Below are 12473 nucleotides of genomic sequence, written 5' to 3'. Positions count from 1 at the left end.
TGCCATGAGCGCCCTATCCGGTATCAGTACTCCGTTCCATGCAAAAACTTCCCCATTGCCTGTACCGTCTCCTGACTGGGACAGCATGCTCAATGCTGTCAAACTGCGCCTCAACCTGACAGTCGGTGAGTTGTCCGCACAGGGCAACGGCCATGCCGACCAACACATGCTTTCGCGTTTTTGCATCAGTGTGCTCGAATGCATCGAGACTTTAGATGCACTGCAAACTCGGCTGGACAGTGAAGTGAACCACAACGCCTTGCTGAAGCTGGAAATGCTCGAGACCCAGGCCGCGTTGTTGCAGGCACGCCAGGAGTTGATAGGCAGGCGCGCGGGCGAGAGGCGGGCACTGCACTCTGCACAGCACGACAGCCTGACCCAACTGCCGAACCGCGTTTACTTCGAAGATCAGCTGCGTAGCGCTCTGCAAGAACATATCTTGACTGGCGGAGGCCTGGCTGTCCTCTTTCTGGATCTCGATGAATTCAAGAGCATCAATGACACGCATGGCCATGGCATCGGCGATGAATTGCTGCGCGTTGTCGCAGCACGCCTGAATCAAGCCGTACGCATGGAGGATGTGGTGTGCCGGCTGGGGGGAGATGAATTCGCTTGCCTGCTGCGCGGCATGGAAAGCCACAAGCAGCTGACACAGCTCGCCTGCAAACTGTTTGACTCCGTGAATGCGACTTCCAAAATTGGCACACAGGATTTGACAGTGCACCCAAGCATTGGCATTGCCATATGCCCGAATGATGGTGTCACTACAGAAGCGCTACTGAAGAACGCAGATACCGCCATGTACCATGCCAAGCGGCTGCACACCGGCTATGCCTTCTATGACCAGCTGGGAGAAGCTGGCTAGGGCTTTCCGCCATCCCTGAACACCATATCTGCAATGGTACGAATCGCCCACTCGGAAGTCAGCTTCCGGACGGCGGGTGAATGGCCGAGCCAATGCCAGGGACGCACCCACAGAAGCGCGACCGACACCAACACCGCAGTCCCCACGGTGATCAGGGGTGATCGGCGCGCTGCATCGCATACGGCACCACGGGCCTGCGCCCCCGTCCGGGCGTGCATGGCAATTCGCTGCGCCAGTACCAGTAGATTCGGAATGTCTGCGGCGGCGCTCTGCGAGCGCAAAGCCTCTGCAATCGCCAAACGTGACCGACGCAAGCCTTGCTGCGCCGGGTCTCTGGCTTTCATGGCTCGGTAGTACCGGTATACAGCATGAGTTGATCCTCCTCAAGCTGGGCAACACACTGGTCCAGGCCCGGGTGCGGCCCTCCTGTACGAGCTGCCAACCAGCATGCGGCCGACGCCACAACGCCCACGCCCGGGATTACCAGCAGGATCCACTGTGCCGGTACAGGGGTAATCTCCCAGAGCATGGCTGCAACTCCAATCAGCGTGATTCCGACGGTGGCCAGTAGCAGCGCCCCAAGATAGAGCAAAGCCTTGTGTCCCCAGTACGCCGTCAATACCGCCCCATCCTGCCGAAACACCTGCAGATAGCCCTGTGCGTGGGCCAGCAGAAGTTCAGGCCTTTGCGTCAACAAACGCAACAGTTGCTGGCCGAGAACCGCTTCTCGCGCTGCCATGGCACCTACCCACGCACGGGGGAACGGCTCAGAAATATCAGCGCCCCCATCAGCAAGGCACCTGCCCCGGCCGCCATCAGCAGGGATTTGAAAGGCTCCTTGCGCACATAGTCACATGTCAGCTCGCCCGCCTGTACAGCGCGCTGCTGCAAGCCCGTACGTGTCTGGCGCAAAGCTTTTCCACCTCGCTCCAAAAGGGCATCCGCCTGCTCTGCAGCGTCATGTATCAAAGGCAGAATGCCATCGCTCAACGGCTCTGTGGGTTGGGGAATGTTGGATGTATTCATGAGATGCTCCTGTTGCGGAAAAATGAGTTGTCGACCCGAGGCATGGCGGATCACGGCTTGGTGACCTCATGTCCAATGACGCCGCCCACAGCGGCGCCACCGATGGTGCCCAAGGTACCACCTCCCAAAATGGCGCCGCCGACGGCGCCCGCACCCGCGCCAATCGCGGTGCCCTTCTCCTGTGCAGTCATGCCCGCACAGCCTGCAAGACTGGCCAAAGTCACTGCGTAGATGGCAGCAAACGCTGCCTTACTGACGTCATTCATGGTGTTTCTCCAAAATCTGTGGAAATGAGCAGATTTACTGCTTGCCAAATCTGACCTGCGCATCACTCATGCAGCGCTCCTGTGCAGCGCCGACCAGGGCGTCGCACTTTTCCTTGGCAACTGCGAAGCCTGCGTTCATCTTCTCCTCCTTTGCATCTTTGCGGGCGTCTTCACCGCTGCTCTTGGCCTGTGCATTGGCTTCCCGGGTTTTCATCTGTACTACGGCATCAGCCTTGGCAGCCACCACCAATGACTTCGCCTCCTGGACACATATGCTTTTGGCGCTTCCAGATTTCTCGTTGCAACGCTCCTTGGCCATGCTGTAGTCACCTTCAGCCTTGGCCAATCGGGCCCTGTAGTGGTTTCTGGCGCTCGGCTGATAGCTGGCTTCCAGCTCGGCCTTGGCCACCATTCGGCCGGACTTGGCATCAACCACGCAGAGATCCGAGGCATGCCCCGACAACGCTTCGCATTTGCGCTTGGCCACCTGGTAGTCATCTGCAAGCGCTTGCTGCGCCGCGATGTATTCCGCCTTGGGCAGGCCCTGAGCCAGAAGCATGGTGCTGCCAGTCAACCCAATGAAGAGAACGACAGGACGGAAAAGGGAAATGGGCATGGAGCCTCCTGAGTAACAAGACAGTGGTGCGGCGCCGACGATCGAATTGCCTCGCGCCACGATTCATTACCCATGTCAACAAGCTTGAGCGCCTGTTGCCATGGGTTCTGATGTCCGCAGTTTCTTCAGCTTCTAACGTCCGGTCTGTCTGGCAGAGCACACAGTCATGTGCGATTCAGCTGGCTTGTTGTGCCGTGGAGTTAATCATTCGGATGCAATGTGCAGCAGCGTACATATCGAATCCGTCCGACTCACTAGCCTGCACTTGATTCGCCGGAAAACAGATCGGTGAATCACTCCCCGTTCAACCCCATGAGGAATCTATCCATGAAAATTTCAATGATCCACAGTGCCATCGCATTGCTTGCAGTCACTGCCTTCAGCAGCGCGCAGGCAACCAGCTTGGTCAGCAACGTCCCCACAGCGAACGTCGACTATTCGGCCAGTTCATTTGGAGGCACGCTGCTGGCCCAGACACTGACCAACATCAGCAACTCCAGCTACAACGGCGTCGCCCGCGCAGCGGTCTATGACACGGGGACTGGTCTGGACTTCTACTACCAGTTCACCAACAACGCGAGCTCCAAGAACGGAATCGAGCGTTTTACCGGCTATGACTTCAGCAGCCTGGGTGCCACTGCAGTCAGCGTTTACCAGACCGATGCCGCGTTCGGTTTCTTCGTCAGTGGCACCGAAAAGTCTGACTATGCAGACCGCACCAACCTGGGCGTGATTGGCTTCAATTTTGTTCCCAGCGGTCTTTCCAAGATCAATCCTGGAACAACAAGCTTCACGCAAATCATCCGCACGAACGCTCGCGAATACCAGGCAGGCAACTTTGGCCTACTCGACGGCATTGGTGACAACGCCATCGGATTTGCAACCGCAGTGCCGGAACCGGAAACCTATGCGATGCTGCTTGCCGGCCTGGGTTTGATGGGGGCTATCGCGCGTCGACGGAACAAGACAACAACGGAAGGGAATACTGCTGCGGGTTGAATGGTTCGCTTCCATGCCCTGGTTGCTTGCAAAAGACCAGGGTATCGGTACGCAAAAGGACGAACACGAGCTGTTTCGTCGGAAGGTACCCGATCAGTAATACCTACCTGTTCCTGTTCGATTACAAGATCATGTGAACGCAAGCTGTCATCTTCGACGAGGCTCGGAGTCTAGCGTCCCAAAGCAGACATCCATCGACGACCGCACCTGGCCCGAACCAGCGGTTGCACCCAGTCCGGGCGATTACCACCGCCCAGTCTAGGCGTGAATCTACAGCTAGGCCTTCGAGTACTGCTTTACAAAACCCTCGGCGCGTGCTCGTGCTTCGGCAGGCGAAGAGGCGGGCGAAGCGAACCAACCATACGCTCGAACCTGCCGTAAAACGTGGGGGCTATAGAGCAACTCTGCTCGCCAGTTGATTAGGTGTTCAGCAGACATGTGAAGCGTGATGTAGCGCTTTGAAACTCTATGCCGACCGACTACAGTGACAACCATACCGGGGCTTCCAGCGAAACTGGCGAAGACGAAGACTTTCCCCCCAGGAGACAACTGCTTTGTTCCCGACGTCGTTTTGGCGCCACCTGGGCCGTACTGCCGCAGATAAACAACATTTGCGACCGTGACCCACTCTGGATCTTTGCTTGCGTCTACGGAACCTGTAGGAATGGAAGGTTCGCTCGATGGACGGGCCGATACTCTGAAGAGCTTTCGCAGCCAACCAGCCTTCCCAAGGCCTTTGTGCTCAGTGTGCCAGCCTATGAATCGGGAAAGTCGGTTGTACATGTGTCTTTATATGACTTTCAAACAGTAAGGTCCCAACTATAGTCTGCCGGATCACACATCGAAAATTTCATCTCCCGACTCACTGAAGTCGATTGCAGTGAAGCTGCATAGCGGTCATTCGCCAATTACCGTAACTGGCCCAAAGCCGCCTGATACTCCCGATCCGTGAAGTGCCGGCAGGATTCCAAATTTATGCGGCGCGTGCCACCACCAGCCAGTCCCCCGTCCCCGAAGCCTCCGCTACCAGCGCCCCTTCAGCATCCCAAATCCCGCTTCTCCCCACCGATACGTAACCGCCTGCGGGCCCGCCATGGTTGGCGATCAGGACGGTCATGCGATGTTCGCGCGCATAGCTGGCCCATAGCGGAGCTTCGGCGGCGTAGCCGTTGGCGGAGGTGAGGATGCCGGCGGCGTAGATCTGGGCGCCGGCTTGGGCGGCGTTGGCCGCGTGGCTGGGGTGGTTGGTGTCGGCGCAGATGGCGCTGGCGATTTGGTGGCCGGCCCAGGGTTGCAGGTGCACGGGTGTGGCGCCCGCGGTGGCGAACTGGGTTTCCGGGCCGTGTAGGTGGTGTTTGGCGTAGACGGCGTGGCTGCCGTCCGGTCGCAGGGTGATGGCGCCTATGGAGGGCAGGGCGGTGCCGCTGTCCACCGGCGCGCCCACGGTGACGGCCATGCCGGTACGGGCGGCGGCCTCGCGCAACGGGGCCAACTGGGCGTGGCCGGCATGCAGCAGCAGATCGGGCATGGCGGCCAATTCGTAGCCGGTGAGGGATAGCTCGGGGAAGACGAGCCACTGCACGCCATGCTGCGCAGCCGCCTCCACATAGCGCAGGTGGTCCCACACATTGGCCGCCACGTCCAGCGGCACAGAGGTGCTTTGGGCTGCGGCGATGGTGAATGCTATGTTTTTGCTAGCTGCTTGCGCAATATTGATGGGGACTAGGGGCATATATGGTCTCCAAGTGCTTAAAGCAGAACGTGCCAGCTGGGCAATGCATCGTTGGGGTTGCCGTGCAGCTTGCCCATCTTGCTGACGTTGCCCATGCCGAGGTTGAGCAGTTCGATGGTGGCGCTGGTCTTGGCGCCTTGCCAACTGGCGGTCACGGTGAGTGGGCCGTTGCCTGTGGCGGTGACCGTGCAGCTGGCGAAGCCTTTGGTGTCTGTGACGCCATGCGGCGGAGTAACCAGGCCCTGTGGGCAGCTGAATTGAATGGCCGCAGAGCTCAGGCGCTGGCCGGGCCCGCCCTTGCCGATGATTTGTACGGTGGCTTTGGCGCGGAAGCCAAGGTCCGTCATGGCCAAAGGCTCAAGCCCGCTGAAGCGCAACGAATACGCTCCACCCAAGGGAGCTGGCAGGGGTTTGGGGGGCGCCAGCAGCACGGGCAAGTTGACGTGGTGGTGATTGGCGTCGAGTGCGGATTTGAAGACCTTACTCAGTGCCACCGTTTCGCCGGTAACACGATAGGCCTGGTAGCCACTGCCCAGTGTGTGACCGATGTCTATGGGCTGGCAGGTAAAGGGGTCGTACAGCTTGGCGTCACGCTGGTCGACGTTCAGCGCCATGCCGTGCCAGCCACTGCCCCGGTTGATAAGCCAGACGCCGTTCTTGCTGGCTTCGCCGGACGCATCACAGTGAACCAGGTAGCCGCCATTGCGCACGGGGATGCGGGCCATGTAGTCGTCGGTGAACGCGTGCGGGTTGGTGGCGGACATGTAGATTTCCACGTCCAGCGGTTTGTTGGTGGCCGCGGCCAGGCGGGATTCTTCAAAATCGCCGCACACTTCAATGCCGAAGCGCACGCCTTCCAGTTTGAAGGCCTGTTCGCCATTGCCGGCCCGAAAGACAACATCCTTGGTGTAGTCTCCACAAGAGCCGTCGTTGAACTTCTTCTCGTACTCGAACTGCACCTTGCCTTTGTAGAGAACGGGGGCCACGTTGATGCCATCAAAGACACGGGCCGGATCGCGCACGCTGGGGGTTTGGCGGGGTGTCTTCCAGTACACCGTGCCGGGAAAGATGATGAAGTTAGGGTAGGCCGCGCTGATCTGCTTCAGGCCGGCATAGATGCTGTCTTTCTCGCCACTGTCGTAAAGCTCCCAGACGCCCCGGCTGTTGACCACGGAGATGCCTTTGACAAAGTAGTACTCGGGCAGCGTGAGAACGTAAATGGGATCTTTGGCCTTGATGCGCAAGGCCGCCGAAGTCAGAAACTGCTCGGCCTCATCCACCATGATGGCCAGCTGGCTGAGCTTCTGTTGCAGCGAATGGCTGGCCGTGGTCTCCAACATGTTGACAGGCCAGTTGGCAAAGAAAAGGTTTTTGGGCATGGCAAGTGTGACAGCTTGGACAAGCCGCCACTATAGCTTTGCTAGCTGCTCGCGCAGTATCCATGCGGGCCAGAGGCCCAAAAGGCCTATTGTCCGTGGAGGAAGGCAGTTTGCGCCGGTCGCCCCGGAATGCTCAGCGCCGCAGTCCGCGCCGGCGTCTGCGCCAGCAGCTTGCCGCGGCGGTAGACGCGCAGGCGGGTGGCTTTGAGGCGGATGGCTTCGACGGGGTTTTGGGCTTGCAGCAGCACGAAATCGGCGTTGCAGCCCGCTTCCAAGCCGTAGCCCTGCAAATGCAGGATGCGGGCGGGGTTCTTGGTCACCGCGTCAAAGCATTGCGCCATGGCGGCTTGGCTGGTCATTTGCGCGACGTGCAGGCCCATGCTGGCGACTTCGAGCATGTCGCCGCTACCCATGCTGTACCAGGGGTCCATGCAGCAGTCCTGCCCAAAGGCGACCGTCATGCCGGCGGCCATGATCTCGGGCACGCGGGTCATGCCGCGGCGCTTGGGGTAGGTGTCGTGGCGACCTTGCAGCGTGATGTTGATGAGTGGGTTGCTCACGACGCTCAACTGCGCCTCGGCCATCAGCGGCAAGAGCTTGCTGACGTAGTAGTTGTCCATGCTGTGCATGGATGTGAGGTGGGAGCCTGTGACGCGGCCGTGCAGGCCCAGGCGGTTGGCTTCAAAAGCCAGGGTTTCCACATGGCGCGAGAGCGGGTCGTCGGACTCGTCGCAGTGCATGTCCACCAGCTTGCCTTGTTCGGCCGCCAGCTCGCACAGCAGCTTCACGCTGGCCGCGCCGTCGGCCATGGTGCGTTCGAAGTGGGGGATGCCGCCCACCACGTCCACACCCAGGCTCAGCGCTTTCTTGAGGTTGTCTACGCCACCTGGGGTGCGCAGTACGCCGTCTTGCGGGAAGGCGACCAGCTGCAGGTCCAGGTATGGCGCGACTTGCTTCTTGACGGCCAGCAGCGCTTCCACCGCCAGCATGCTCGGGTCGCTGGTGTCCACATGGCTGCGGATGGCCAGCAGGCCGTTGGCCACGGCCCAGTCGCAGTAGGCCAGGGCGCGCTGCACCAGGGCATCAAAGGTCAGGTGGGGTTTCAGCTCGCCCCACAGTGCAATGCCCTCCAGCAGCGTGCCACTCTGGTTCAAGCGTGGCAGGCCCAGGCTGAGCGTGGCGTCCATATGGAAATGGGCGTCCACAAAGGGCGTGGAGAGCAGCATGCCGCCCGCATCCATCACCTCGGCTGCCGGGGCCATCAGGCCTTCGCTCACCTCCACAATCCGCCCGGCCTGCACCGCCACCGACATGTTCTTGCGCCCGTCGGGCAGGGTGGCGTTGTGGATGAGCAGGTCGAGCATGGAAATGTCCTGATGGTTACTACTAATTTGATAGCTGCTTGCGCAATGAATACGTGGGCTAGATGTCTATTCAATTGATGCGGCGCCACCTTCAGCAAGCAAGAAGTGTGGCAAGTACTCGTTCACCAATTCGGTGACGATGCGGGACTGCAGCGCATCTTTGCCGCTCTTGTTCGGGTCGCGCCCCAGCTGGATGGAGAGGCCTTGTTTGATGCGTGCAAAGTCCAGCGGGTGGATGGTGCGCATCAGCGCCATCTCGCCAGAAGTAGCCACCACTACCTGGTCCATGCGCCGAGCCGATTGCAACCGTTCGCCCATGGACACCTGTACCGCCCAGAAGTCATCGTCCTCATCGCTCATGCGCAATGGATGCGGATCGGCATCTTTGGCGGCGCGGCGGATGATGTCGACCTCAAAACCGTCCTGATTCCTGGCCGTGTACAACTGGTCTTCCACCACTTCAAAGCTGGGATCCACCTTGCGCAGCACGCCAATCAGGGAGCTGTCGAGCTTCTTCATGGTCGTGAAAAAGGAGATGTGTTTGCGGGCGTCAAACAGCATGTCCACATCGCGCGTGGCCATGGCTTCCTCGGCAATCCGCACACCAGCGGCTGTTTCGTAGGCATACAGAGCGTGGGTGCCGACCACCAGGAAGTGCTCCTGCACCCCGATGCTCTCCAGTGCGTTGAGCACCCCAACCACCACATTCGGCACGCGGCCCACGCGCAGCGCGCGATTCAGGCGTTGTTGAGTCGCAAGTTGGGCTTTCAGCGCTTTGAGTCGTTCCTCTGTCGACTTCTTGCGGGCCATGAAGTTGGCGTAGATCGACTCTGTTTCTTCACTGCGCATCCCCAGAGATTTTTGGGCGCCGTTGGCTGACGTGCGAATCAATGTGGATTTGCCGCGCAACTCACGCCAGAGCATGCTGCCACGCACCTCTGCCGCAGCTTTTTTGGCTTTGGCTGTAGCCAGAAACACCGTTTCCGCGTCAATGAACTGACGCTTCTGGCTTTCCGACTGGTCGAGGAAGAAGGTGCTGGAGGGCATGTTCAATGTATTTTCTATTTTTAGATAATACATTGAACATTCAATAAATTCAAAGACTTACAGATTACTGAGTGCCAAAAATCCGGTCTCCCGCATCCCCCAGGCCCGGCATGATGTAGCCGTGGTCGTTCAGGCCGCGGTCGATGGCGGCGGTGAAGACGCGGACATCGGGGTGTTCCTTGTACAGGGTGTTGATGCCTTCGGGGCAGGTCAGCAGGCACAGGAACTTGATGGACTTGGGCTTGCAGGCTTTCAGGCGGGTGACGGCGGCGGCGGCGGAATTGCCGGTGGCCAGCATCGGGTCGACCACCACCACGTCGCGCTCTTCCATGTTGCTGGGCATCTTGAAGTAGTACTCCACGGCCTGTAGGGTCTTGGGGTCGCGGTACAGGCCCACGTGGCCCACGCGGGCGCCGGGCACCACGGAGAGCACACCGTCCAGAATGCCGTTGCCGGCGCGCAGCACGCTGGCAAATACCAGCTTCTTGCCGTCGATGACCTTGCCGGTGGTCTTTTCCAGCGGGGTTTCGATTTCCAGATCCTGCAGCGGCATGTCGCGGCAGACTTCGTAAATCATCAGGCCGGCCAGCTCGTTGAGCAGGCGGCGAAAGCTGCTGGTGCTGGCTTCCTTCTTGCGCATCAGCGTGAGCTTGTGTTGCACCAGGGGGTGGTCGATCAGCGTGACATTGGCACGGGCTTCGGGGTTGATGGTGACCATGTTCTTGTTCCTTTGAATCTGTATGGGGGCAATGGTGCGATTGTCGCAAAGCAAGCAGGTTTCGCGCCCGGCCCCGGTGGTGGCCCTTAACGGCGGCGGGTGGTGCTGCCACCCAGGATGCTACCCAGCACGCCGCGGATGATTTGGCGGCCCACCTCGCGGCCGATGGAGCTGGCGGCGCTCTTGATCATTTGTTCGCCCACGCTGGCGCGCGAGCGGCGCGGGCCTCCGCCCAGCATGTCGCCAATGCTGTCCAGGATGCCGCCGCCCGACGATTCAGCTGGCGCGGGCTCGGCGGCAGCGCCACGGCCGGCGCGGGGTGTGGGTGCCGGAGCTTCGCCGCCATCGGCAGGCGCACGGCTTTGGGTGCGGCCCTTGAGTTTTTCGAAGGCTGACTCACGATCCACGGCCTTTTCGTAAACACCAGCGACGATGGATTCGGTGAGCAGCGTCTTGCGCTGATCCGGCGTAATGGGCCCGATCTGGCTGGCCGGGGGCAGCACGAAGACGCGCTCGGTCAGGGCGGGGCGGCCCTTTTCGTCCAGCAGGCTCACCAGCGCTTCGCCCACGCCCAGCTCGGTGATGGCGGTGGCCACGTCGAGGCCGGGGTTGGCGCGCATGGTGTCGGCGGCGCTTTTCACAGCTTTCTGGTCACGCGGCGTGAAGGCGCGCAGCGCGTGCTGCACGCGGTTGCCCAACTGGGCCAGCACGCTGTCGGGAATGTCCAGCGGGTTCTGCGTGACGAAGAACACGCCCACGCCCTTGGAGCGCACCAGGCGCACGACCAGTTCGATGCGTTCGATCAGCACCTTGGGCGCGTCGGCAAACAGCAGGTGGGCCTCGTCAAAGAAGAAGACCAGCTTGGGCTTGTCCAGGTCGCCCACCTCGGGCAGGGCCTCGAACAGCTCGCTGAGCATCCACAGCAGGAAGGTGGCGTAGAGCCGGGGCGACTGCATGAGCTTGTCGGCTGCCAGGATGTTGATGACGCCCTTGCCAGAACCATCGGTCTGCATGAAATCGGCGATATTGAGCATGGGCTCGCCAAAGAACTGGTCCCCGCCTTGTTGCTCGATCTGCATCAGGCCGCGCTGGATGGCGCCAATGCTGGCGGCGCTGATATTGCCGTACTCGGTCGTGTAGCTTGATGCGTTGTCGCCCACGTCCTGGCACATGGCGCGCAGGTCTTTCATGTCCAGCAGCAGCAGGCCATCGTCGTCCGCAATCTTGAACACCAACTGCAGCACGCCGGCCTGGGTCTCGTTCAGGTTGAGCATGCGGGTCAGCAGCAGCGGGCCCAGGTCGCTCACGGTGGCGCGCACCGGGTGGCCCTGTTGGCCAAACACGTCCCACAGCGTGGTGGGGAAGGCGGCGGACTCGGGGGTGTCAATGCCACGTTCGGCCAGTACCTTGGCGAGCTTGTCGCTCACTTTGCCGGTCTGCGAGATGCCGGTGAGGTCGCCCTTGACGTCGGCCATGAAGACCGGCACGCCGATGCTGGAGAAGCCCTCGGCCAGGGTTTGCAGGGTGATGGTCTTGCCGGTGCCGGTGGCACCAGTGATGAGGCCATGGCGGTTGGCCTTGTCGGGCCGCAAAAAGCACTGAACGGTGGAGTTGCCGGTGCCGTGCTGGGCGATCAGGATGCCCGCGTCAGAGGTAGAGGCCATGGATGTCCCGAAAAGTACAATCGAGGGAGTAGCGTAACGAATTTTTGAAGGATTTCGCGTGGCAGGACACAGCAAATGGGCCAATATTCAGCACCGCAAGGGGCGCCAGGACGAGAAGCGCGGCAAGATCTGGACCCGCATCGTCCGTGAAATCACGGTGGCAGCCCGCCAGGGGGGCGGAGACCCTGCCATGAACCCGCGCCTGCGCCTGGCGATTGAAAAGGCCAAAGCCGCCAACATGCCCGCCGACCGCGTCAAATACAACGTGGACAAGGCCACCGGTTCGCTGGACGGCATCAGCTACGAGGAAATCCGCTACGAAGGTTACGGCATCGGCGGCGCGGCCATCATCGTCGACACCATGACCGACAACAAGGTGCGCACCGTGGCCGAAGTGCGCCACGCCTTCAGCAAGAACGGCGGCAACATGGGCACTGAAGGCTCGGTGGCCTTCCAGTTCAAGCATGTGGGCCAGCTGATTTTTGCCCCCGGCACCAGCGAAGACAAGGTCATGGAAGTGGCACTGGAAGCCGGCGCCGAGGACGTGATCACCGATGACGAAGGCGCCATCGAGGTGCTGACGGCCTATACCGACTTTGAAGCGGTGAAAGCTGCGCTGGAGGCCGCAGGCCTGACTGCCGCGGTGGCTGGTGTGACCATGCGCGCTGAAAACACGATTGAGCTCTCCGGCGACGACGCCGAGCGCATGCAAAAACTGCTGGACGTGCTGGAAGACCTGGACGACACGCAGGACATCTTCCACAACGCAGCCCTTTAATTCAGCAGCCTCTTAAATA

Annotated in this window: 14 protein-coding genes; 3 read left to right on the top strand and 11 right to left on the bottom strand. The window is 60.5% G+C overall.

Features of this window, described 5'->3' with window-relative positions:
* The first annotated feature begins 4 nt into the window (after positions 1 to 4).
* On the top strand, positions 5 to 865 hold the full coding sequence (locus tag AC1RNN_RS05835) for a diguanylate cyclase domain-containing protein (RefSeq protein ID WP_493087830.1): 861 nt from the start codon (positions 5 to 7) through the stop codon (positions 863 to 865).
* On the opposite strand, the gene AC1RNN_RS05830 is transcribed toward AC1RNN_RS05835, so the two are convergent.
* The 5 genes from AC1RNN_RS05830 to AC1RNN_RS05810 are packed head-to-tail and all read right to left on the bottom strand — an operon-like array spanning position 862 to position 2773.
* Positions 862 to 1209, bottom strand: a complete 348-nt coding sequence (locus tag AC1RNN_RS05830) for a hypothetical protein (RefSeq protein ID WP_493137342.1) — start codon at positions 1207 to 1209, stop codon at positions 862 to 864. The two genes, AC1RNN_RS05835 and AC1RNN_RS05830, sit on opposite strands and share 4 nt — an antisense overlap.
* Entirely contained in the window at positions 1206 to 1604 is a 399-nt protein-coding gene (locus tag AC1RNN_RS05825; protein ID WP_493087833.1) for a hypothetical protein, read from the bottom strand. Before AC1RNN_RS05825 ends, AC1RNN_RS05830 begins: the two co-directional genes overlap by 4 nt.
* A 5-nt stretch (positions 1605 to 1609) precedes the next feature.
* Positions 1610 to 1891 (bottom strand): hypothetical protein, encoded by a 282-nt coding sequence (locus tag AC1RNN_RS05820; protein ID WP_493087835.1) that lies wholly within the window; start codon positions 1889 to 1891, stop codon positions 1610 to 1612.
* A 50-nt stretch (positions 1892 to 1941) separates the two neighbouring features.
* Positions 1942 to 2157 carry a YMGG-like glycine zipper-containing protein gene (locus tag AC1RNN_RS05815; RefSeq protein ID WP_493087837.1) on the bottom strand — a complete coding sequence of 72 codons (216 nt, stop codon included), beginning with the start codon at positions 2155 to 2157 and terminating at the stop codon, positions 1942 to 1944.
* 34 nt (positions 2158 to 2191) lie between these two features.
* The gene (locus tag AC1RNN_RS05810; protein WP_493087839.1) at positions 2192 to 2773 is read right to left on the bottom strand and encodes a hypothetical protein; all 582 of its coding nucleotides are present in this window, start codon (positions 2771 to 2773) and stop codon (positions 2192 to 2194) included.
* Between the two features lie 327 nt (positions 2774 to 3100).
* On the opposite strand from AC1RNN_RS05810, the gene AC1RNN_RS05805 reads away from it, so the two are divergent.
* Positions 3101 to 3772 carry a PEP-CTERM sorting domain-containing protein gene (locus tag AC1RNN_RS05805; protein ID WP_493087841.1) on the top strand — a complete coding sequence of 224 codons (672 nt, stop codon included), beginning with the start codon at positions 3101 to 3103 and terminating at the stop codon, positions 3770 to 3772.
* A 973-nt stretch (positions 3773 to 4745) separates the two neighbouring features.
* On the opposite strand, the gene AC1RNN_RS05800 is transcribed toward AC1RNN_RS05805, so the two are convergent.
* The 6 genes from AC1RNN_RS05800 to AC1RNN_RS05775 all read right to left on the bottom strand — a co-directional run bounded on the left by AC1RNN_RS05800 (position 4746) and on the right by AC1RNN_RS05775 (position 11676).
* Positions 4746 to 5504 carry a carbon-nitrogen hydrolase family protein gene (locus AC1RNN_RS05800; RefSeq protein ID WP_493087843.1) on the bottom strand — a complete coding sequence of 253 codons (759 nt, stop codon included), beginning with the start codon at positions 5502 to 5504 and terminating at the stop codon, positions 4746 to 4748.
* Between the two features lie 17 nt (positions 5505 to 5521).
* A complete protein-coding gene (locus AC1RNN_RS05795; RefSeq protein ID WP_493087845.1) occupies positions 5522 to 6883 on the bottom strand; it encodes a hypothetical protein in 1362 nt (453 codons plus the stop codon).
* 86 nt (positions 6884 to 6969) lie between these two features.
* Complete coding sequence (locus AC1RNN_RS05790; protein WP_493087847.1) at positions 6970 to 8247, bottom strand: amidohydrolase family protein; 1278 nt, start codon at positions 8245 to 8247, stop codon at positions 6970 to 6972.
* Positions 8248 to 8313: 66 nt separating this feature from the next.
* On the bottom strand, positions 8314 to 9294 hold the full coding sequence (locus AC1RNN_RS05785) for a GSU2403 family nucleotidyltransferase fold protein (protein WP_493087849.1): 981 nt from the start codon (positions 9292 to 9294) through the stop codon (positions 8314 to 8316).
* Between the two features lie 64 nt (positions 9295 to 9358).
* Positions 9359 to 10012, bottom strand: coding sequence for a uracil phosphoribosyltransferase (gene upp, locus AC1RNN_RS05780; protein WP_493087851.1), 654 nt, complete (start codon positions 10010 to 10012; stop codon positions 9359 to 9361).
* An 86-nt stretch (positions 10013 to 10098) separates the two neighbouring features.
* Positions 10099 to 11676 (bottom strand): helicase HerA-like domain-containing protein, encoded by a 1578-nt coding sequence (locus tag AC1RNN_RS05775; protein ID WP_493087854.1) that lies wholly within the window; start codon positions 11674 to 11676, stop codon positions 10099 to 10101.
* Positions 11677 to 11734: 58 nt separating this feature from the next.
* On the opposite strand from AC1RNN_RS05775, the gene AC1RNN_RS05770 reads away from it, so the two are divergent.
* The gene (locus AC1RNN_RS05770; RefSeq protein WP_493087856.1) at positions 11735 to 12454 is read left to right on the top strand and encodes a YebC/PmpR family DNA-binding transcriptional regulator; all 720 of its coding nucleotides are present in this window, start codon (positions 11735 to 11737) and stop codon (positions 12452 to 12454) included.
* The last annotated feature ends 19 nt before the right edge of the window (positions 12455 to 12473 follow it).

It is taken from the genome of Rhodoferax sp. GW822-FHT02D07, assembly GCF_058802405.1.
Note: the sequence above shows the minus strand (reverse complement) of the source record. Positions and strands in the feature narration are given on the sequence as shown.